Consider the following 22,091-nt stretch of genomic DNA (forward strand, 5'->3'; position numbering starts at 1 on the left):
TGGAACGGAATATTGTCCTTTCCGATGAACTGGAAAAGCTCGATTTTCGCGTCGTCTTCGGCGAATTTCTCATCGCTTTCTGACGGAAGCCACCATTTTTTCCAGTCAAAAGATTTTTTTCCGGCAGATTTCAGCTCGTCTTCAAGCTGCTTTGTGATTGACATATATCCGATTGGAGCGTTGAACCAGACGTAGAAGACTTTGTTCTCGTAGCCAGACTTTGGAACAGGAATTCCCCATTTCAGGTCGCGTGTGATTGCGCGCTCGTTCAAGCCGTCCCGAATCCATGCGCGTGTCATCTGAATCGCGTTCTGCGCCCATTTTCCCTCGACACTTGCATTCTTCATCCATTCCTCAAGTTTCGGCGCGATTGAAGGCAAGTCAATGTAAAGATGCTTTGTCTCGCGCACTTCAGGAGTCGAGCCGCAAGTGTGGCATTTAGGATTCAAAAGCTGTGTCGGGTCAAGAAGAGTTCCGCAGCTGTCGCACTGGTCTCCTCTCGCGTCTGTCGCGCCGCATTTCGGGCAAGTTCCGTCAACATAGCGGTCTGCAAGGAACATCTGGCATTTCGGGCAGTAAAGCTGCTGGCTTGTATGCTCCTTTATGAAGCCGTTCTTGTCCAAGTCATTGAACATCGACTGGGTGATTTCAGTACATTCCTCGTTTGAAGTGCGTCCGAATTTGTCGAATGCAATGTTAAACCACTCGTAAATTTCCTTGTGAATCTTGTAATAGTAATCGCAAAGCTCGCGCGGAGTCTTTTTGTCCTGAAGAGCCTTTGTCTCTGTCGCTGTTCCATACTCGTCAGTTCCGCACACATACATTGTCTCGTAGCCACGTGAGCGGCAGAAACGTGCGAAAACATCAGCGGAAAGCATCTGGATAAGGTTTCCGAGATGCGGAATATTGTTTACATAAGGCAAAGCCGAAGTGATAAGCCGTTTAGTCGTTTTGATATTTTTCATAGATAAAAAGTATAGTAAATTTTTACAGATTATACAAATGGGAATTTTTTAAGTGTTTTTTAAGATTCGGGTGGCTTTTTGCACAGCAAAAACCGGGTGTTCCGAGGTTCCGCGTCCCCGCGCTCCATTGCCTGCTGCCAGCAGCAGACAACGCCAAAGGCGCCTCTACACCCCCTGCCACATTTTCTGACTAGTAAATTTTTCTTATTAAATCCAAAAAAGCCGGAGTTTTTACAAGGCCAAGCTCTTCCGCAGTAAGCTTTTCCGTCCTTGAGTATGGATTTCCGTTTTCATCCGCAGAAGGATTTACATCCGCAGTTACAGACTGAGAACTTTCCTTTTTTTCAGGAATTTTTTTTACCAAAACTTCATCTCCAATATTCACCCGGTCATAAAAACTTTTTTGAGTTAGAATTCCTTGAGAAATTTCTTCATCGCTTTTTTCTATTTCAATCTGCCCAAGAGCAAATTTCTCATCAAAACTTACTCCCGGCTTTGAATCGCAGGTCCGGACATTTCCTTTTTTTACTACGTCCAAAACAGTTCCTTTTTCAATTCCCTCGTTTTTTCCCATGTCAATAAGAATTTCATTTCCGCTTCTTGCAAGAATTTTTCCACGCGCCGGAAGCAAATTCAAGACATTTCTTCTAAAAGAGCGGATTATCGACGAAAACCTGTCATTTCCAGTTCTAAATAGATTAAATTCGCTTATTTTTATTCCGTTTCTGCCATTGTAAACGGCCGCATCAAGACTTACTTCACGCTCAGTTTCCTCAAAATTCATCAAAATAAAATAATCCTGAGAACTTTTTCGTGCCTTCAAAAAAGCCTCTCCAAAGTTCGCAACAGGATTTTTTTCAACATTAACCGCAGTAACCGCAATTCCGTTAAAACTTTCACTTGCCATTTCAGCGGCGATTTCATGAGAATCTGGATGCAAAAGAACTGCGTTTTGTCTTGTATAATAAAGCCCGATATTCCATCTGATTTTATCAAGATAGAACGGCTCAACATTCCATTTCGCGCTCAGAGAATATTTCATAAGCGAAGAAAGAGCTTCAATAGTATCGTTAGTTTTTGTGTAAGTATATTTTTCTTCATCCGAAAGAGTTTTTTCGTCAATTTTTTCATTATTTTTTATAAACGAAAGCTGCTCCAAATAAAGCTCATTTTGACCGAGTTTGTAAATTTCTGCGGCAAATTCGCTTCTAGCAATTATGTTGTTCGGATCAATTTTTAGGGCGCGCTGATATTCGTACCTTGCCTGCTCGCCTTTGAAAAATTTTGCATATTCCCTCGCCTTTAAAATATGAAACTGCGCCCAAGCTGAACGCCTTGTATCTTCAAGCGGCAAATTTTTATCAACAAGAAGCTCAAGCGCGCTTCGCAGAATTTCATCCTCAGGCTCAATTGCAAGCGCCGCAGACAAAATTTCAAGCGCGGAATCAAAATTTTTCTGACGGGAAAGCGAAAGTCCTTTCAGATACCAGGCTGCAATTGTATTTCGGTCTTTGTCGATAAGATAATCGCAAATATCTATTACTTCATCATATTTTTTTTGTTCATAAAGAATCGAAGAAAGAAGCATATAAGCCTGATAAAAATCAGTCTTTAACTGAAGAGCGGAACGCGCTTTTTTTTCGGCTTCAGCAAAGTCGCCTTTTTTTGCCTTTAAGTACGCTGCAAAATAATAAACTTCACTTTCTGACGGATGGCTTTTTAGAGCCTGTTGAATGTAATTTTCAGAAAGTTCATCTTTTCCCGTTTCCGAAGCAAGAAGCGCAAGCGAAAGAAGAGCTTTTCTGTTTGTTTTTTGACGTTTTAGCGCATCAAGATAAAAACTTCTGGCAGAATCAAAACTTCCGTTGTAAAGCTCAATTTCTGCAAGCCCAAAACGCGACTCAATATTGTTAGGATACTTATGCAAAATTTCCTTAAAAATTTTCTGCGCCTCGTCCAAACGGCGCAACGAAATAAGGCACATTCCGCGCAAATTCAAAACATCGGTGCGGTCTTTTATGAATTTTTGCGCGCTGTCCAGATAATCAAGACAAAGCTCAAAATCATTAAGTTCATAAGTCGCCTTTGCAAGCAAAAACCACGCTTCTCCAAAAGAAGGATTTTCCTGAAGCGCAAGCTGAAACTCTTCACTGGCCGAATACCAGTTTTCTTCCGCCTCAAATTCTTGACCGCGCTCATAATGTTTTAAGGCAGAAAGATTTTCGGCCTGCGCAAAAAATGCACAGTGAATAAAAAAAACTAAAATCGGCAAAGCAATTTTTTTCATTTTCTCCCACCCAAAAGTAAATCGAACATCTTTTAACGTTATTCTTTTTCCGATTCTTCTGATTCTGCTTTTTTTATAACTTTAATAAGATTTACGCGGTGGCCTTCCATATCTTGAACGATAAATTCAAAGCCGCCCCAATTAATTTTTTCATATTTTACAGGAATTCTTCCAAAAAGATCGAGGACAAAACCGCCTAGAGTATCAAAATCTTCCGTCGGAAAGTTTGAATTTATGTTTTCGTTCAAATCTTCGAGATTGACCCTTGCGTCGCAAAGCCAAATTTGATTTCCAATCGCAAGAATATCTTCCCTTTCGTTGTCAAATTCGTCCTGAATATCGCCAACGATTTCTTCAATAATGTCTTCCATGCAGACGACACCGCTCACTCCACCATATTCGTCAACGGCAATTGCAATATGAATATGGCGCCTTTTAAACTCGCGCAAAAGTCCGTCGATTTTTTTTGATTCAGGAACAAAATATGCCTTTCTAAGCAGTTTCTCAAGGTCAATTTCCTGATTTTTTGAAATCACGGCAAGCAAATCCTTTACATAAAGAATTCCAAGCACATTGTCGATTGATTCCGAATAAACAGGAAAACGCGAATGTCCGCTTTCTGCAATTTTTGCAAGGAGTTCTTCCTGAGGAGTATCAATCGAAAGAAAGTCGACATCAATCCGGGGAATCATAACTTCCTTTACAGAAGTTTCTGACAAATCCTCGATTCCTTTTATCATATCTTTTTTTTCTTCAATTAAACTTAAATTATCCTGACTTTCTGACTGCTCATTGCCGTTTTTTCCAGAAAAATTTGAATTTGAACCGTCGTCTTTTTTCTTTCCTAAACCAAAAATACTCATAAAATCCCTTTTTATTTTTTAGCGCGTCTTGAAATTTTTAAATCTTAAGACGCGCTTTTAATGCTTAAATAAGATCGGCATCAGAAAAAGTTTTTAAAACTTCTTCCTGTTTTTTCAGCATCGGACTTTTTATTTCAAGACCTTCGCCGACATGCTCTTCTCCGTGATCCATTCCATTTAAATGCAAGGTTCCGTGAATCAAAAGCCTTTTTAATTCTTCATTCTGTGTAACCTTAAAATATTCTGCATTTTTTGGCAATGTATCAAGAGAAATTATAATGTCGCCCGCACTGAACCATTTTATTCCGTTTTCATCAGTGTATTCTTCACCATTTTCAAAGGAAAGAATGTCAGTTGGAGCATCTATTTCACGGTAATTTTTATTCAATTCCTGAATAAACTCATCGTTGCAAAACAAAATCGAAAGTTCCTGACCGTCAAAACCAAGTCTTTTTAAAACTTCCTGTTCATATTTTTCAATTTTTCCAAACCAGGCAGGCTCGCTAAGTCCGTCCTGCATAGAAACAAGAACTCTATTCATTTTTTTCACCTTCAGAATTATTTTTTTCAGAAGTAGAAGAATCCGTTGAATCCTGATTTTGATACTTTATGCGTCCGTGATAATATGCCGCAAGAATCGAAACGAAAGTATTTTTTATTTTTGTCATTTCGCCGTAAGTAAGGGCGCAGTCGTCCAGCTGTCTTGCCGCAATTTTTGCTTCAATCAGCTGCTGAATAAATTTTTCAAGACGCTGTGCTGTTGGCTTTTCCAAAGATTTGCAGGCAGCTTCAACAACATCGGCAAGCATGACTACAGCGCTTTCTTTTGTAGAGGGAAGTTTTCCGTCATAACGGAAATCTGCTTCGTTCGCGTTCGGATCTTTTTCTTTTGCCTTGTTGAAAAAATACGAAATTACAGAATTTCCATGGTGCTCTGCAATAATATTTACAACCTGGGCAGGAAGATGCATTTGATGAGCCTTTTCAACGCTCAGGCGCAAATGACTTTTTATAATTGAAACCGAAAGCGACGGGTTTAAATCCGTATGTTTATTTTCAGAATCAATGTTATTTTCCGTAAAATACTCAGGATGCTCCATTTTTCCAATATCGTGGTAAAGAGCCGCAACTCTCGCCAAAAGCGAATTTGCCCCGATTTCCTTGCAGGCGCTTTCTGCAAGCTGGCTTACCATTATGCTGTGCTGATAAGTTCCGCTGGCTGTAAGCAAAAGTTTTCTCAAGACAGGAGAATTCTGATCGCTTAAATCCATGAGCCTGAAAACCGAAGCCGTATTCATTACAACTTCAAGCGGTGTAAGAAGACCAAGCGCAAGAATACCAGAAATAAAACCGTTAAATGCAACTCCTGCAAGCGGGAATACGCAGTCAGAAAAATTATCATTAAAGATAACTTTTAACACGCAGATATAAATTACGTTCAGAACGGCAACACCTATCGAAGAAAAAATCATATCAATTCTGTTTTCTATCGTACGGAGAATTTTTACGATTGAGAGAGAAGATGCAAGTGTATACAAAAATGGAATCAATTCAAAATTGCAGGCACAGAGCACTCCAAAAGAAATCAATATCGAAAAATAAAGTCCAAAAATCTGTCCAAAAAGAATCGTAATCAAAGCAACGCACAATCCAGAAGGAATAATTACAGGAAGATTGAAAATTCCCTGAAAAAGCGGAGCCTTGTCGCCAAAACAGGCAACTCCAAAAACAACTACAAAAAGCAGAGAGGCAAGAATAATTTCTTTAAGCTCAACCTTGCGTCCTAGGCAGACAGGAGAAAAAAGCAAAAATGCCATCGCAGAAACAAGCATAAGAAACAGAATATTGTCCGCGAAAACCCTGTAATCAATGTAGGACGGAGATGCCGCCATCTTTCGCAGTTTTAAATAATCCTCTTCCGCAATTGGAAAACCTTTTCTTATTACTTTTTCGCCTTCTTCGACCGCAATCGGAAACTGATCATCGGCTGCAAGATTTGTCGTAGCAATGATTGTCTTGTCGGCAACCATTCCCGGTTCATATTCGTCAATCGAAAAAGAAGCAATAGTCTGCCGCGTGCTCGCGTCAAAATAAACAATTACGGCAGAAACCAAAAATGTAATTGAAAAAACAAGCAGAATCGCCCAGTTCTTCTTTACATATTCAAGTGCAGAATGAAATAAATCATAAAAAAAAGAATTTTTTCCGTTATTCGCTTTTGTCATTTTCATAAGCCTGTACAATTTTTTTAACAAGCGGTGAACGAACGACATCTTCGCCGTCAAGTTCAACCATGCTTATTTCTTCTATACTTTTTAAAATTTCAAGTGCCTGAACCAGACCAGATGGAATTTTTTTCGGAAGATCTATTTGAGTAATATCTCCCGTTATAAACACTTTTGAATTCTCTCCGGTTCGGGTAAGGAACATTTTCATCTGTTCACACGTCGTATTCTGCGCTTCGTCAAGAATTACAGCCGCATTGCTCAAGGTACGTCCGCGCATATAAGCCAAAGGCGCAACTTCAATTATACCATTCTCCTGAAATTTTTTCACCATTTCTGAAGGAATACAGGCGCTCATAGAATCATAAAGGGGCCTTAAATAAGGATTTATTTTGTCCTGCATATCTCCCGGCAAAAAACCAAGACTTTCTCCAGCCTCGACAACCGGACGCACAAGAATAATTGAACTTATTTTATGGCTTAAAAGAAGACGCAGGCTTTCTGCAACGGCAAGAAAAGTTTTTCCGCTTCCTGCAGGACCTGTTGCAAAAACCATGTCATTTTTTCGGAACGACTGGATGAGTTTTGCCTGATTTTTTGTTTTTGGATAAATTTTTCTCGTGCTTCCTGGAATTGAAATTGAAAATTTCTGAGCATCAAAATTTTCAACTCCAGTATTCAGAACAGATTCAATCAGTTCGGAACCAGAAATACTGTTTTCAAGCCTATTCTCAGAGATTTCATCGCTAAGACGGTCGATTATGAACTTGAATTTCTGCTGAATTTCAGCGGAAGCTTCAGCAATTGAAAGTTCGTTTCCTTTTGTAAAAATGCTGACTCCAAGATGCTGTTCGATGAGCTTTAAATTGCTGTCATTCGTTCCACAAACCTGAGAAAGAATCTCCGGATCTGAAAGAACTATAGTAAATTCGTTTTCCAATTTGCTTATTCTATCACCTTTCTTTAAAAAAATCATCAAAAAACTGAATTTATTTTAAACTCCATTCTCCATATTCATCAAGAATTTCCGTCTTCATTCCTGACATTGGCCGCCAGCTTACGCTCAAAGAAAAATACGGACTAAAGTCGTAATGCGCCTGCTGGCTAGAAGTTGCAGAAATGTAGCGCGGTGAAATTTTAAACGAACAGTTCAAATCCCAATCGTCAAGATCGTGAGTTATCGACATTACAAGAGATTTTAGCTTAAAGGCGGAATTTTTCCGTTTTTCGTCGCTATCAAGCCTGAATGAATCTATTAAATCATTCAAAACATTTCTTTCTCCGTTGTTTCCGTAATAATAGGCATAATCTGAATCTGAACAGAAATATCTGTAAATTACGTTGTTGCGGCTTTCAGAACTGAATGAAAAATCAAGAAGCTCATTTATCTTAAAAGTAATCTTCGGTATAAAAACAAAATAACTGCTTGTCGGACGCACAAAATCATAGACAAAACTTGTAGAAAGTGACGGTGTCCACGAAATTTTGTCGGTCCAGTGCTTGAACGTTTTTGAAGGACTTGTGTACGCAAAACTCAACGAATATGGCTGGAATTTTTTGTCTGAAGTTGACTTCCATCCTTTTCGGCTGGTTATATCTCCGTTTGAATCATATTCAACGTCAAATTCATAAACATTTGAATAACTCATTGTATATGCAAGCTGCGCGCCATAACCGCTCAAAGAAAATTTAAAGGAATCGTGCTCTTCCTCTTCCCAATCATAAACGTAAGACTGAGAAAGACTCAATTTGCTGTTAAAAAACTTAAATGAAAGCGACTGCGAAATATCGTTTTTTACCCAGGTGTCGTCAGTAGAACTTTTTTGCTTGATTCCTGTTCCGACAGAAAAAGTTGTGTACGGAAAATTAAGCGAAAAAACGCCTGTGTAAGAATCAACCTGAGGAGGAAGAGTTGTCGTAAGCGAAAGCTGCTGTCCAAAATCCCCTTCATTTGCAGCAAGAACAAGATTCAGATTATGTGTCGTTACACATTCTTCGTCGGTCAAATCCATCGTAAGATATTCCCACTCAGGATTGTTTACGTCGTCGCTTATGTATTTTGTCTGGATCATTTTTACGGTCGTATTCCATGTGAGGGCCGTATTTGAAAAATAATTCGTGTAATAGAGAGGCTTAAAAGTAAGCGCGTTCGTGTCCGTCAAATCGAGTTTTCTTGCATTGTAGTCGGCTTTTTTAATCGAAGCAATTGAAGATTCAGAATATCCTCCGTCCGAAGTGTCGTTGTTCAGATAAGGATGCTTTTGAAAAACCGGATTGAACGTAAAAGTGTCTGCAAGCGAAAGAAAGCTGTCTTTATAACCGAGATTGCTCGTCAAAGTTGCCGGAGCTTTTACCTGAATATAAGTTGCCTGGACAGTCCGCCAATCAAAATCTTCAGGAATCTTTAAATTTGAAGATGAATATGAAATTTGTGAAGTAAAATCCGGCGAAATACTGTAACCGAGTTTGTAGGTAATTCCATTTAAGCTGCGTACAGAACCGTTCAACGTGGCAATCGATGGAAGAGCAGACTCATCAAAAAGAATATTTTCTTCAGAATCGGAACTTTCTTCTTTTTTGTCAGAATTTTCTTCATTTTTTTTGTCATCAAATTCAAGAGGCGGCAATAAAGAAAGCGAAACTGACTGTTTTTTTGAAGATGCCGAAGCCTTCGGATACTGAAAAATCGTTCCAGAAATTTTTGCGCCGATTTTAAAAGGCGTAACCTGGCTCGGATAGTAAAAATATCGTTCTGGAGTATAGCTCGCCCATGCCGAGTCATTCCTGTATTCATCACGGTCAGTCAAGGCCGCCGATTGGGAAGAAAAAACTATCGAAGAAGAAAAACTAGAAATTGAAAGAGTAGAAACAAAAGGCTTTATGAATTCCGGCAATTTGAAAGTATAAGAGCCGTTTAAATTCCAGTTAAATGAAGAAACCGTCGTAACGCTGTCTTCTTCAGAATCGTCAGTTGCAACACCAGACATAAGAAAGTCAATCCAGTCCATTGTCTCCGCGCGATTGTTAAAATCATAGTCAAAATATGGATCCGAATAAAGCGGCATTGAAAGCGTAAGGTTGAACGGAGAAGAAATCGAAAGCTTTAGGTTAAACTGATAACGGAACGGCAAAGTATAGCCCATCAAGTTTGAAGAATCCAGGACCTTATCTCCAAGCTGGTTGTACGGAAGATAAGCCGAATTGTTTTTAAAAATAGTATTGCTAAATCCAAGTTCTGTATTGAATTGAAGATCTGAAAGTATCTTGGAAGGTTTTAGCACAACGTCAGCGCCGACCATTGCTCCCAAATTTGCATAATAGTCCGCCATAATTTTTACATGATTTGTAGTGTCGCCTTTAAAATCCGCATCAAGATTATGAAGCACGATTCCTTCACGCACCTGCTCTTTCATAGAGTCGGTTTTCATAAAGCTGAAAGGATTTATTTTATCATCATCGTCAGAATTCGAGCTGTCATTTGTAGATTTTGCGTCCGCAGGTTTCCGGCCATAAAGATAAGTTGTCGTATTTATAAAATATCCCTCGCGGAATTTATAGCCCATCGCAGGATTAAAAATCAATTCGTCTTTCGGATAATAAAAAGCAGGAAGATAAATCAAAGGCACACGGCCAACATAAAGAAGCGCGCTAAAAAAGGCAAATTCTCCGCCCGGCAAAAGCCAAATTCTCCGCGCGCGGATTTTCCAATGAGGATTCTCATCGTCGCAAAAAGTAAGCTCGCCGCCTTTAAAAGCGATTGTTCCTCCGGAATCCCTGCCGAAAATTTCACTTGCAACAATCAAAGTAGAGCCGGAAGGAAGATTTATTGCATCTGATGAAGTTTGAACTGCACGGCCGTTGTCAAAAACTCCCTCAAAGGTCGAAGTATTAAAAAGAAGACTGTTTGCGGTGATTTTTTCTCCGCCGGCAGAAGACGAGCCGCTCTGTTCAAGACAGACGTTTCCTTCCGCATAAAGCATTTCCGAAGAACGGTTGTAGTTTATTCTGTCAGCAGAAACTGTTGTTTTGTCATTTCCGCGAGAAACAGAAATTACGACATTTCCAGAAAGAATAATGCAGTCGCCGCCAGAAAGCTGATCTTTTTTGTACTCAGATTTTTCGGCAGATTCAATATTTATGACAGAAACCTGCCCTTCAGCCGAAGATTCTTTACAAAAAGCAAAAGACACAAGAGAAAAAAATAAAAATATTAAAAGCGCTTTTTTTCTCATTGCAAGACCGTCAGTTTTTGTGCGCCGCATTTAACGTTTCTTCAAGATATTTTCCTGTCCAGCTTCCAGTTTTTTTCCAGTTTGCAACAATGTGTTCAGGAGTTCCAAAGTCAACAATCTGACCGCCACCAGTTCCACCTTCAGGACCAAGATCAATAATCCAGTCCGCCTGAGCAATTACATCGAGGTTATGTTCAATCATAACGACAGAATTTCCCTTGTCCACAAGTTTTTGAATAACTTCCATTAGAACCTTTACATCTGCAAAATGAAGTCCTGTTGTAGGCTCGTCAAGAATGTAGAGAGTTTTTCCTGTTGAAGGACGGGCAAGTTCCGTTGCAAGTTTTACACGCTGAGCTTCTCCGCCAGAAAGAGTAAGCGCGCTCTGTCCAAGCTGAATGTAACCAAGTCCGACATTTTTAAGAGTTTCTAGTTTTCTTGAAATATGCGGAATCGCGGCAAAAAAATCAGCAGCTTCCTCAATCGTCATATTCAAAACATCAGAAATATTTTTTCCGTGGTAGCGGACGTCCAAAGTCTCGCTGTTAAAACGCTGACCGTGGCACACATCGCACTGAATAAAAACATCCGGCAAAAAGTTCATTTCGATAGTAAGAGTTCCGGCGCCCTGGCATTTTTCGCACCGCCCGCCTTTTACGTTAAAACTAAACCGGCCTGGAGTATAGCCTTTAGCCTTTGAATCAGGAAGCGTGCTAAAAAGCTCGCGGATCGCATCAAAAACTCCGACATAGGTTACAGGATTTGAACGCGGAGTTCTTCCGATCGGGCTTTGGTCGATATTTATGACCTTATCGATATTTTCAATTCCAAGAATTTCATCATGAAGCCCCGGCTTGTAGCTTGTCTTCATCAATTTATTTGAAACAACAGGATAAAAAATATCGCTCAAAAGTGTCGATTTTCCAGAACCGCTAACTCCTGTTATGCAGGTAAAGGTTCCAAGAGGAATGTCGACCGAAATATTTTTTAGATTGTGTTCGCGCGCACCTTTTATTGAAATAAAACTTCCATTTCCTTCCCGCCGCTTTTCCGGCAGCTGCATATAAAGCTTTCCGCTCAAATAACGTCCAGTAACGCTTTGTTCAACCTGCATTACCTGCTGAGGAGTTCCGCTTGCAATCACTTTTCCGCCATGAACGCCAGCTCCAGGACCTATATCAACAATCCAGTCGGCAGTACGCAAAGTCTGTTCATCGTGTTCAACAACAATTACAGTATTTTTTAAATCCCTAAGGTAATTAAGAGTGTCGATAAGCCTCTGGTTGTCGCGCTGATGAAGTCCAATGCTCGGTTCGTCCAAAATATACATAACACCAGTAAGACCAGAGCCAATCTGAGTTGCAAGACGAATTCTCTGGGCTTCTCCGCCAGACAAAGTTCCTGCAGAACGGTCAAGTGTAAGATATTCAAGTCCGACATTCTTCAAAAAATTTAAACGGGCATTTATTTCTTTTAAAAGCTGAACCGCAATTTTTTTCTCCGTTTCAGAAAGTTCAAGCTGCTTAAAAAACTCAATGCTGTCCGCAACGCTCAGACTGCAAAGTTCAATTATATTCTTTCCTCCGACAGTAACGCCAAGCGCTTCTTTTCTAAGACGCATTCCATGGCAGGATGAACACTCGGAAACAGACATATAGTTTTCTTCAATCCGCACACGCTGAGATTCCCCCCAGGCTTCATTGTGCCGTCTTTTCATTTCCGAAAGAATTCCTATCCACGGACGGTTGTATTCAGAAAAGCCTTCTCCGCTCTGTTTTTTGTAAATCCAGCGGATATTTTTAGTCAAATCGCCATTCCACAGGCTGTCAAACTGTTCGCGGGTCAAATCTTTTATCGGAGTATCAAGAGTCCAGCCGTTTTCTTTTGCAATCGCCTGAAACATCGCCTGATTCCATTCGCTCGACGGATTAAAAAACGGAAACGCCCCCTGGTTAAAGCTTAGAGAAGAATCCGGAAGTATTTTTTTTGAATCCCATTCCATTTTTTCACCAAGTCCAGTACATTCCGGGCAAGCTCCAAAAGGATTGTTGAACGAAAAAAGTCTCGGCTGCAGTTCCGGAATAGAAATTCCGCAGTCCGGGCAGGCATTTTTTTGAGAAAAAAACACTTCTTCTTCATGCCAGCCTTTTTCGCTGCTGTCATTTACACGCCTTAAAACAACAAGAACTCCGTCAGAACTTTTCAAGGCAGTTTCAACAGATTCGGCAAGACGTTTTCTTGAGTCATCTTTCAATGCAATTCTGTCAACGACAATTTCAATCGTATGCTTTTTCTGTTTGTCGAGTTTTATTGAATCGTCCAGTTCAACCATAAGTCCGTCGATTCTTGCGCGAACAAAACCTGATTTTTTTGCATCGTCAATGATTTTTTGATGTTCGCCTTTTTTTCCATGAATTACCGGAGCCAAAAGCGTAATTCTTGTTCCTTCGCCCCAGTCCATGATCGAATCGATAATCTGATCGTCAGACTGCTCCTTAATTTCTCTTCCGCAGACAGGACAATGCGCATGCCCGGTTCTTGCAAACAAAAGACGGTAATAGTCGTAAATTTCGGTAACTGTTCCAACTGTAGAGCGAGGATTATTATGAGTTGTTTTCTGCTCGATAGAAATTGCAGGCGAAAGTCCTTCAATCTGATCGACATCGGGTTTGTCCATGCTTCCCAAGAACTGCCGGGCATAAGAAGAAAGAGATTCCATATATCGCCTTTGTCCTTCGGCAAAAAGCGTATCAAAAGCAAGCGATGATTTCCCAGAACCGGAAAGTCCCGAAATTACTACAAGCTTATTTCTCGGAATTTCTATGCTTATATTTTTTAAATTGTGAACACGGGCGCCATGAATTACAATTTTTTCGCCCTCAACCCTATTTATGCTTTGCAATTAAGTTACCCTTATTAAATTTCCATATTCATTACAGCACGAACTTCTTCCAGCGTCTTTACGGCAATCTCGCGGGCCTGGACAACACCTTTTTTGAGGACGCTTCTAATATAGTCCATATTACTTTCGAGTTCGGCGCGTTTTGCGCGCAAAGGACGCAATTCTTCGTTCAAAGCTTCTGTCAGCACAGATTTCAGCATACCGCCGCCACCATCGCCAATTCTCTCGGCAATAGCTTCAGGCTCTTCTCCAGTACAAAGAGAAATTATCTGCAAAAGATTGGCAACTTCAGGACGGTTTACAGGATCATAAGAAATATGACGCTCCTGATCTGTTTTTGCTTTTTTTATGAGCTTTGCAGTCTCATCTTCGCTTGCACAAAGCATAATCGTATTCCCAAGCGATTTTGACATTTTTGCAGAACCATCAAGACCTTTTATCATTGGAGTTTTAGAAAGCAAGGCGTAAGGCTCTGGAAAAATAGGATTCTTCGGGCAAAATTTATTGTTAAAACGTCTGGCAATAAGACGCGCAACTTCAAGATGAGGAAGCTGGTCTTTTCCGACAGGAACGACATTTCCCTTACAAAAAAGAATATCAACCGCCTGATGCACAGGATACGTAAGCATTCCGGCATTCACCGATTTCATTCCAGATTTTTCAATCTCGTCCTTTACAGTCGGATTCCGGTCAAGCTCAGAACTAGAAACAAGAGTCAAAAAAGGAACCATAAGCTGGTTTGCCTCTGGAACGTGGCTGTGCGGATAAATGCAGACATCTTTTCCAGGTTCAATTCCCGCGGCAAGATAATCAATTACAAGCTGCTTTGTATTCTGACTGATTTTGTCAAATGCGTCGTGATCCGTCAAAACCTGATAATCGGCAATCAAAATCATAGTCGGAACGCCAAGCTTAGAAAGGCGGACACGATTTTTAAGCGAACCAAAATAATGTCCAATATGAAGATTTCCGGTCGGACGGTCGCCTGTCAAAACACGGTATTTTTTCGGATTAACAACAATATCTTTTTCAATCATTTCAGATTTTCTAACCGCTTCGGCAAGAATTTTATCGGCATTATTTTCAAGTTTTTCCTCAGTCTGAGACATTTTATTTTCCCTGCAAAAATCAAAATTAAAGCAACATAAAAAGTTACATTAAAGTTATATAAAACTTCAGCATTTTCTTCAATCTAAGAACAAAAAAATCAAGAATGAAGCACAGCTTCCTTTCAAACCGGCTCTTACTGCAAGTCCTCCTCGCTTCGCTCGTCCGGTCTTTCCGTGGCGATCCGGGCTAAGTTTTCCGGCCTAACAAAAAAAATGCGCACGAGTTTTCTCATGAGCGGACTTATTTTCTTTCAAACACTTTTCTTAAACATTTGTTTTAATTAAAATCATTTCTATGACAAAAAACACCGCACCTTCTTCTCCTTATCTTGCAAATTTTGAAAACTGGCTCGATTCATTCTTGAATTTTGAAAAACTTCCGCAAAAAAACATGTTCTGGCTCGACACAATGGAACACTTTGCAAAACTCGCAGGCAACCCAGAACTCTCATATCCAACATTTCACGTCGCAGGCTCAAAAGGAAAAGGCTCAACATCCGCATTCATAGCCTCAATTCTCGAAGAAGCAGGCTTAAAAACCGGACTTTACAGCTCGCCGCACATTGAAAACTTTCTGGAGAGAATCACCCAAAATCAAAATTTTTTGTCCAAAAAAAACTATGAAGACGCAGCAGAAGAGCTAAAGTGTCTAATAAACTGCACTGATTCAAAAACTTTCTTAAAAGACCGCCCAATTACATGGTTTGAGCTCGTAACGCTCTATTCTTTTCTATGCTTCAGAAAAGCAAAACTTGATGCGGCTGTTTTTGAAGTCGGACTCGGAGGAAGGCTCGACGCGACAAACGTCATAAAGCCAAAAGCCTGCTGCATAGGCCCAATTGAACTCGAGCACACAGAATATCTCGGAGACACAGTAGAAAAAATCGCGGCAGAAAAAGGCGGAATTATAAAAGAAAGAACTCCTGTTTTTATAGCACCGCAAATTCCATCCGTAAAAGAAGTCTTTAAATCAATTGCAGCCCGAAAAGACGCAAAAATATTTTTTGTCGATGAAATTTGCAAAATTAGTACAAAAATTTACACATCATCGGAAAAAATAAAGACTAAAATGGCTATCTCATCTTCGTTTTTTTCCCGCCCATTAACCGCGGAGCTAAATCTTGCAGGAGAATTTCAGGCTCAAAACGCAGCGCTTGCGGCTCTGGCAGTAAAAACCGCATTTCCAGAAATTTCAGAAGATATTATCGAAAAAGGCCTTTCAAAAACTTCGCTTCCAGCCCGTTTTGAGCTTGTAAAAAGTCCTCAGAATTTCAGCAAAATTCCTTATCTTATTCTGGACGGAGCGCACACGCCAAAAAGCATAAAATTAACATTGGAAACAGTAAAAAACGCAAAAATAAAAATCGACGCCCTTCTTTTTGCCTGCGCCCAGGACAAGCACAGCAAAGAAATCGCAGAACTATTTTCACAGAGCATATGTACAGATTCTCAAAATTTTCAAAAAATATTTTTGACAGTTCCAGGCAATATAAAAAAATCAGACCTGTCAGAGGTCGAAAATTCGTTTGTTTCTGCAGGTCTTTTATTTGATTCAGATTCGAATTACAAAAAACAAATCGAGAAAGTTCTTGATTTTTGCAATTCAAACAAAAAAACTTTGCTCATAACAGGCTCGTTTTATCTGGTTGCGGAGGTTACAAAAATTCTAGGCACACGCTTTGAAACTCCACATGTAATTTCATAGCTGATAGTTCCTGTCATATCGGCAATTTTTTGAGCGCTTTGCAAAGCTCCGCTTTCTTCAGGTCCAAAAATTACGGCTTCACAATAACGTTCAATATTACTGTCTTCTCCAAGCTCAATCATACACTGATCCATACATATTCTTCCGCAGACAGGATAATTTTTTCCATTAATTGCAACATAAAGTTTTTTGCCATCTTCATTAAAACAGCGAAAAAGTCCATCTGCATAACCAATTGGAAGAACTCCGATTTTTGTTTTTTTAGAAGAAGTCCATCTTCTGCCATACGAAACAGACCTGTCTTTTTCAAATTCGCGGATTGCGACAACCTTTGTTACAAGCTCCATAACAGGTTTTAAGAAAGTTTTTTCACCAAGTTTTTCAAAATATTTTTTATCAACCTGACCTGGATAATATCCGTATGCAATAATTCCAGGACGGCACATATCAAGGTGCATTTCTGGATGAGTCAGTGTAAGCGCCGAATTTGAGCAGTGGCGGATTCCAGGATCAATTCCTTCTTTTTTTACGTTTTCAACCGCTTCCAAAAACAATTTGAACTGTTTTTCCGTATACTCACAATTTTCAGGCTGGGTACTGTCTGCGACAGAAAAGTGAGTGCATATTCCGCCCATTTTCAAAACACCTGTTTCTGCGATTTTTTTTGCAACTTTTCCGGCATCTTTTGCAAGACAGCCAAGTCTTCCCATTCCGGTGTCAACCGCCAGGTGAACGTTAAAGCCGTTTTTTTTGTATTTTTTTGCAGCTTCCGCAACAAAGCCGATGTATTCTTCATCAAAAACAAGAGGCGTAAGCTCATTTTTTACAACCTCTTCCATTTCTTCTTTCTGGCACAAGCTCAAAACAAAAATTCCGACTTTTATTCCTGCAAGCCGAAGCTCAATGCCTTCACCCACAGTCGCAACAGCAAGAAAATCCGCTCCGCACTCAACGGCGGTTTTTGCGCATTCTACGGCGCCATGACCGTAGGCGTCAGCCTTTACCGCAACACACATCTTTGCATTTTTGTTTATTTTTGAGCGAATATATTCAAGGTTATATTTTAAATTTTCAAGGTGAATTCTAGCGAAAGTCGGTCTCATTTTTATGCCTCGTCTTTTTTTTTAATTTTGCATTATTAAAAGTGAATTCTCAGCCCCACTGACTAAATGATAGGTTTTTGAAACTTTTTTAGCAATATTTTGAACTGATAAAACTTCCATAAATTTAATTTTTTTACTGTCTGTTTTTTTATTGAGAAAAACTTGATTTTAGGATAAAATTAGAAGGTATGCTATTTTTCCCATAAAAAAATACATATGGCAAAAATTTATCTGGAGACATCATGAAAAAATCACTTTCTGTAACTTTAAGCATTGCGACATCAGTTGCTTTTTTTATAACATCCTGCGCATCAGCTCCAAAAGACCAGCCGCAGCCTCAAATCGAGCAGGCTGAAGAAATTGAGCGCCCAAAAACACCTCAGGTTCCTAGAAAACTCAATGTTGTAAACAGCTCTGTTTCGGCACAAAAAGAAGAAACCGAAGAATCAATATATGCAAAAAAAATTGAGGGGATCAAACTTTCAGTTGTTTCAAGTCCAAAAGAAACAACAAAAGGAAAGGCTTTTTCTTCGCCATTCGTTTTTAAAGCAGAAAAAGCAGACGGAACTCCGGCTGCAGGCCTTGAGCTCTCAATAAGTTTTCCTGAAACAAAAATTAACGGTCAGCCGACATTTTCTCTGGCAAATCTTACGACAAATTCTTCTGGAACTGTAATTTTCGTACCTGCAACTCCGACATTTTCGTTTAACAGCGAAATAAGTGTTTATCCTTCCGGCGATGTTACAAACGCAGAAATTGCAAAACTCGCAGAAAAAGTTTCTGTAAGCGCGCCTTACAAAGTTAAGACAAACCTCTACTCACGTGGCGGAACTGTCGCAATCGTAGATTTCAATGCATCAGGAAAACCGATTTTAAGCAATTCAGTTTCTTCGTCAAACCTTCTTATGGCGCTTATGCGCTCAGGTTTTGTAAGAATCGGAAATGCTGATTTTTCAAATGCAATTTTGACAGACGACATTCCGACAGTCTATAAAACCGCGTCAAATCTCGTAGGTTCAAATTCTGCATATCTTATTTTTGGAAAAGTAAAATATCTTACACCAATTGAAAAAAATGCTGACCAAAAATACACGCTCACGATCGAAGGAAACCTTACCTGTCTTGATATGAAAAATGGCTCGATTTTATGCGAACTGCGCAGCACAGCTACGGTAACAGAAGATAAAGATTGGAACTGCCTTAATTCTGCAAGAAAACTTTTGGCAGAAAATCTGGCGCACGAAATAATCTACGGACTTTAATTTATAAAAGTGAGGATAAACAGATGATTTTCACAGACACAAGAGACAAATCTGTAAAGACAGATTTAAAAACCGCTGTAGTCAGCGGCATGAATGAAAAAACCGGAGGACTTTATATTCCGGTCGATTTTCCAGAACTTGATAAATCATTTTTAAATAAAAATCCGGAGCCAAACCTTCGCGATATTGCTTTTGAAATGGCAAAACCTTACGTTGAAGGAGAAATTCCAGAAAACGATCTTAAAAAACTCATAAACGATGCCTATCCTTTCCCTGCTAAGGTTTCAGGTCTCGACCCGAATTCATACGTTCTCGAACTTTTTCACGGTCCAACATGCGCATTCAAAGACTTCGGTGCTCGTTTTATGGCACGTGTAATGTCATATTTCAACCGCAACGAAGACAAACCGCTCCATATTCTCGTTGCAACTTCTGGAGATACAGGTTCTGCCGTAGGTAGCGCATTTCACAATGTTCCGGGGCTTGATGTTACAATTTTGTATCCAGAAGGAAAAATTTCACCGCTTCAGGAAAAACAGCTTTCAACTTTTGACGGAAACGTCCGTGCTCTAAGAGTAAAAGGCACGTTCGATGACTGCCAAAAACTTGTAAAAACAGCATTTACAGATAACGAGCTTCGCGCTTCACTTCGCCTCTCATCTGCAAATTCAATAAATATCAGCCGCCTTCTTCCTCAGAGTTTTTATTATATGTACGCTTCGCTCTACGTAAAAAACAGAGCATGGCAGTACAATAGAATTGAAAATCCTTCTATAATTATGGTTGTTCCAAGCGGAAATTTCGGAAACCTGACATCTGGACTTATCGCAAAAAAAATGGGCGCTCCAATCACAGGTTTTGTCGCTGCAACAAATACAAACCGAACAATTCCAGACTGGATTGCAACAGGAGACTACAAAGCCCGACCTTCAGTAACAACCTATGCAAACGCGATGGACGTTGGTGCTCCAAGCAATTATGAGCGAATTTCAGCAATGTATTCTCTTGACGATGTACGTCATCTATTTGCTTCTTATTGGCTTGATGACAGCGGAATCATCGATTCAATCAAAGACTGCTATGCAAAAACAGGCTACACTATCGATCCTCATGGAGCTGTCGGCTGGAAAGCATGGAGCGATATTAAAAACGGAGCCATGGCAGAACTTGCACAGGGCAAAAAACATGATTACACAAAACCTGGTCTTACACCAAATCTCCCTGACTGGGCAGATGATGTAATTTCTAGGAAAAACGCAATCGGCGTAGTTTTGGAAACAGCCCATCCTGCAAAATTCGGCTCAATAGTCGAAAAGGCAATCGGCTCAAAACCAATAATTCCAGACAGGCTTGAAAAAGTTATGCGCCTCGAAGACAAATCAATTCAAATGGAAAACAACTACAGCCAGTTCAAATCATGGCTGCATGAAAACTTAAAATAAAACAAAAAAAAGGCTGTCTGAAAAGTAAAACTTCCAAGACAGCCTTTTTTATTACATATTTTCGTAAGTCTGGACATTATCTTCCAAATGTTCAATCGCTATTCCAGCTTCCTCAAGCATTTTTAGGCTGTCGGCTTCATCATGGTAGTGTTTTTCACACACAACCCTTTTTATTCCGCAGTTAATTAAAAGCATTGCGCAGGTTCTGCACGGAGTCATTTTGCAGTAAACAGTACCGCCGTCAATAGAAATTCCACGTTTAGCAGCCTGGCAGATTGCATTCTGCTCCGCATGAACGGTTCTTACACAATGCTGGCTGACAGTTCCGTCACTGTGCAGCATTTTTTTTAGAAGGTGGCCTGCTTCATCGCAATGCGGAAGCCCCGCAGGGCTTCCAACATATCCGGTAACAAGAATCTGATGATCTCTTGCAATCACGCAGCCAGAACGGCCTCTGTCGCAAGTCGCACGTTTTGCAATAGTTCTTGCAACTTCCATAAAATATTCATCCCAGGTCGGGCGTAAATATTTTTCTTTGTTTGAAGATTCGTTCATACTAAAAAACTAGATAGCTTTTATTGCAAGGGCAAAGACAAATACGGCGGCAAGAATCCACGTAACAGGAGAAATCTCCTTTGCTTTTCTACCAGCAACTTTAGAAATTACATAAGCGATCATACCAAAGGCAATACCCTTAGAAATAGAATATCCGAAAGGCATTACAAGAATTGTTATAAAGGCAGGAATTCCGTCAGTTATTTCGCTAAATTTGATTGAAGTTACAGACTGCATCATCAAAAATCCGACAAAAATCAAGGCAGGAGCCGTAGCACAAGAAGGAACAAGAGCAAAAAGCGGAGTAAACAACAGGGCCAAAACAAAGAAACCTGCAGTAACAACAGAAGAAAGACCTGTGCGGGCACCGGCAGCGACACCGGCAGAAGATTCAACGTAAGAAGTTACAGTTGAAGTTCCAAGACAAGCACCGGCAACTGTACCAATCGCATCGGCAAGAAGAGCATTCTTTACATTAGGAATATTGCCCTTTTCGTCAATAAGCTTAGCCTGCTCAGCAACGCCCATCAAAGTTCCAATAGTATCAAAAATATCAGTAAAAAGGAAAGTAAAGAAAACTCCGAAGAATTTCAGCGTAAGAACATCTGAAAATTCAAATCTAAAAAGAAACGGAGCATGAGGAACAGAAACAGGTTTAAAATTTTCAGGAACAGCCGTAACGCCAAAAGGAATTCCTACAACAGTTGTAGCAGCAATACCGATAAGAATTGCTCCAGGAACCTTAAGAATATAAAGCACAACCGTAATTACAAGACCGATAATCGCAACAATTGCAGAAATATGTTCTTTATCAAATGCGTTAAAACCGATAATTGTTCCGTTTGAAGAAGTTACGATTCCAGCGTTGTTAAGGCCAATCAAGGCAATAAAAAGACCAATACCAACAGCAACAGCTTTCTTCATAGTCGAAGGAATAGAATTGATAATCGCCTCACGAACACCAAAAAACGAAAGAACAATAAACAAAACGCCTTCAAGCAAAACAGCTGTAAGAGCAAACCATGGAGAACACCCCATCTGGCCGCAAACCGTATATGTAAAGAACGCATTAAGCCCCATACCAGAAGCAAGGGCAACAGGCATATTTGCAAAAAAAGCCATAATCAGAGTTGCAACAGCAGCAGAAATCGCAGTTGCCGTAAAAACGCCTTCAAAACTCATTCCAGGGATAGAACCAAGCATTCCAGGATTAACAGCAAGAATGTAGGACATTGCAAGGAAAGTTGTAATACCACCAATAATTTCGCGGCTTACGGTTGACCCCTTCTCCTTGATTTTAAACAAAGTTTCCATAAAAAACCTCCATGGGAAAAAACATAACAAAGATTATAGCATAGAATAAAAAACAGAAAAATAAAAAATACAGGCTTTTTATAAAAAATTTACAAAAAAAAGAACGTCATCAGCCGCAAAAAAAAAG

15 protein-coding genes are annotated in these 22,091 nt (G+C 39.9%); 3 read left to right on the plus strand and 12 right to left on the minus strand.

What is annotated here, in order from left to right:
• From metG to trpS, 9 genes are all read right to left on the minus strand, one after another.
• A partial coding sequence (metG, locus tag B2X33_RS05685) for a methionine--tRNA ligase (protein ID WP_296668261.1) occupies positions 1-965 on the minus strand: 965 nt, incomplete at its 3' end.
• Between the two features lie 190 nt (positions 966-1,155).
• Positions 1,156-3,252 (minus strand): tetratricopeptide repeat protein, encoded by a 2,097-nt coding sequence (locus B2X33_RS05690; RefSeq protein WP_296668262.1) that lies wholly within the window; start codon positions 3,250-3,252, stop codon positions 1,156-1,158.
• 38 nt (positions 3,253-3,290) lie between these two features.
• Complete coding sequence (locus B2X33_RS05695) at positions 3,291-4,115, minus strand: hemolysin family protein (protein ID WP_296023749.1); 825 nt, start codon at positions 4,113-4,115, stop codon at positions 3,291-3,293.
• Between the two features lie 64 nt (positions 4,116-4,179).
• Positions 4,180-4,656: an rRNA maturation RNase YbeY gene (ybeY, locus tag B2X33_RS05700; RefSeq protein WP_296668264.1), complete on the minus strand. Its 477-nt coding sequence runs from the start codon at positions 4,654-4,656 to the stop codon at positions 4,180-4,182.
• A complete protein-coding gene (locus tag B2X33_RS05705) occupies positions 4,649-6,340 on the minus strand; it encodes an HDIG domain-containing metalloprotein (RefSeq protein ID WP_296668266.1) in 1,692 nt (563 codons plus the stop codon). Before B2X33_RS05705 ends, ybeY begins: the two co-directional genes overlap by 8 nt.
• On the minus strand, positions 6,324-7,280 hold the full coding sequence (locus tag B2X33_RS05710) for a PhoH family protein (RefSeq protein WP_296668268.1): 957 nt from the start codon (positions 7,278-7,280) through the stop codon (positions 6,324-6,326). Before B2X33_RS05710 ends, B2X33_RS05705 begins: the two co-directional genes overlap by 17 nt.
• A 49-nt stretch (positions 7,281-7,329) precedes the next feature.
• The gene (locus tag B2X33_RS05715; RefSeq protein ID WP_296668269.1) at positions 7,330-10,602 is read right to left on the minus strand and encodes a hypothetical protein; all 3,273 of its coding nucleotides are present in this window, start codon (positions 10,600-10,602) and stop codon (positions 7,330-7,332) included.
• Positions 10,583-13,465 carry an excinuclease ABC subunit UvrA gene (gene uvrA / locus B2X33_RS05720; protein ID WP_414717810.1) on the minus strand — a complete coding sequence of 961 codons (2,883 nt, stop codon included), beginning with the start codon at positions 13,463-13,465 and terminating at the stop codon, positions 10,583-10,585. The genes B2X33_RS05715 and uvrA overlap by 20 nt, the downstream gene beginning before the upstream one ends.
• Positions 13,466-13,488: 23 nt before the next feature.
• Positions 13,489-14,511 carry a tryptophan--tRNA ligase gene (gene trpS / locus B2X33_RS05725; protein ID WP_524539503.1) on the minus strand — a complete coding sequence of 341 codons (1,023 nt, stop codon included), beginning with the start codon at positions 14,509-14,511 and terminating at the stop codon, positions 13,489-13,491.
• A gap of 367 nt (positions 14,512-14,878) precedes the next feature.
• On the opposite strand from trpS, the gene B2X33_RS05730 reads away from it, so the two are divergent.
• A complete protein-coding gene (locus tag B2X33_RS05730; protein ID WP_296668274.1) occupies positions 14,879-16,288 on the plus strand; it encodes a bifunctional folylpolyglutamate synthase/dihydrofolate synthase in 1,410 nt (469 codons plus the stop codon).
• On the opposite strand, the gene alr is transcribed toward B2X33_RS05730, so the two are convergent.
• Positions 16,222-17,391 carry an alanine racemase gene (gene alr / locus B2X33_RS05735; protein ID WP_296668276.1) on the minus strand — a complete coding sequence of 390 codons (1,170 nt, stop codon included), beginning with the start codon at positions 17,389-17,391 and terminating at the stop codon, positions 16,222-16,224. The genes B2X33_RS05730 and alr overlap by 67 nt on opposite strands.
• A gap of 242 nt (positions 17,392-17,633) precedes the next feature.
• Here alr and B2X33_RS05740 point away from each other — a divergent pair, with 242 nt between their 5' ends.
• Positions 17,634-18,653: a hypothetical protein gene (locus B2X33_RS05740; protein WP_296668277.1), complete on the plus strand. Its 1,020-nt coding sequence runs from the start codon at positions 17,634-17,636 to the stop codon at positions 18,651-18,653.
• 23 nt (positions 18,654-18,676) lie between these two features.
• Positions 18,677-20,095, plus strand: a complete 1,419-nt coding sequence (gene thrC / locus B2X33_RS05745; RefSeq protein ID WP_296668279.1) for a threonine synthase — start codon at positions 18,677-18,679, stop codon at positions 20,093-20,095.
• 51 nt (positions 20,096-20,146) lie between these two features.
• Here thrC and B2X33_RS05750 read toward each other — a convergent pair whose 3' ends face one another.
• Both B2X33_RS05750 and B2X33_RS05755 read right to left on the minus strand, forming a co-directional pair.
• Positions 20,147-20,650: a deoxycytidylate deaminase gene (locus B2X33_RS05750; RefSeq protein ID WP_078930028.1), complete on the minus strand. Its 504-nt coding sequence runs from the start codon at positions 20,648-20,650 to the stop codon at positions 20,147-20,149.
• Positions 20,651-20,659: 9 nt separating this feature from the next.
• Entirely contained in the window at positions 20,660-21,964 is a 1,305-nt protein-coding gene (locus B2X33_RS05755; RefSeq protein WP_296023692.1) for an NCS2 family permease, read from the minus strand.
• Between the last annotated feature and the right edge of the window lie 127 nt (positions 21,965-22,091).

The sequence above is a fragment of the Treponema sp. UBA785 genome (genome assembly GCF_002297065.1).
Taxonomy (GTDB): domain Bacteria; phylum Spirochaetota; class Spirochaetia; order Treponematales; family Treponemataceae; genus Treponema_D.

What these genes read in the sequence shown, in the direction of transcription:
- alr (WP_296668276.1), bottom strand. Translation starts at nt 17,391, where the DNA reads ATGAGACCGACTTTCGCTAGAATTCACCTTGAAAATTTAAAATATAAC.
- B2X33_RS05740 (WP_296668277.1), top strand. Translation starts at nt 17,634, where the DNA reads ATGAAAAAATCACTTTCTGTAACTTTAAGCATTGCGACATCAGTTGCT.
- B2X33_RS05750 (WP_078930028.1), bottom strand. Translation starts at nt 20,650, where the DNA reads ATGAACGAATCTTCAAACAAAGAAAAATATTTACGCCCGACCTGGGAT.
- B2X33_RS05690 (WP_296668262.1), bottom strand. Translation starts at nt 3,252, where the DNA reads ATGAAAAAAATTGCTTTGCCGATTTTAGTTTTTTTTATTCACTGTGCA.
- B2X33_RS05695 (WP_296023749.1), bottom strand. Translation starts at nt 4,115, where the DNA reads ATGAGTATTTTTGGTTTAGGAAAGAAAAAAGACGACGGTTCAAATTCA.
- B2X33_RS05715 (WP_296668269.1), bottom strand. Translation starts at nt 10,602, where the DNA reads ATGCGGCGCACAAAAACTGACGGTCTTGCAATGAGAAAAAAAGCGCTT.
- trpS (WP_524539503.1), bottom strand. Translation starts at nt 14,511, where the DNA reads ATGATTGAAAAAGATATTGTTGTTAATCCGAAAAAATACCGTGTTTTG.
- B2X33_RS05705 (WP_296668266.1), bottom strand. Translation starts at nt 6,340, where the DNA reads ATGACAAAAGCGAATAACGGAAAAAATTCTTTTTTTTATGATTTATTT.
- B2X33_RS05755 (WP_296023692.1), bottom strand. Translation starts at nt 21,964, where the DNA reads ATGGAAACTTTGTTTAAAATCAAGGAGAAGGGGTCAACCGTAAGCCGC.
- ybeY (WP_296668264.1), bottom strand. Translation starts at nt 4,656, where the DNA reads ATGAATAGAGTTCTTGTTTCTATGCAGGACGGACTTAGCGAGCCTGCC.
- B2X33_RS05730 (WP_296668274.1), top strand. Translation starts at nt 14,879, where the DNA reads ATGACAAAAAACACCGCACCTTCTTCTCCTTATCTTGCAAATTTTGAA.
- thrC (WP_296668279.1), top strand. Translation starts at nt 18,677, where the DNA reads ATGATTTTCACAGACACAAGAGACAAATCTGTAAAGACAGATTTAAAA.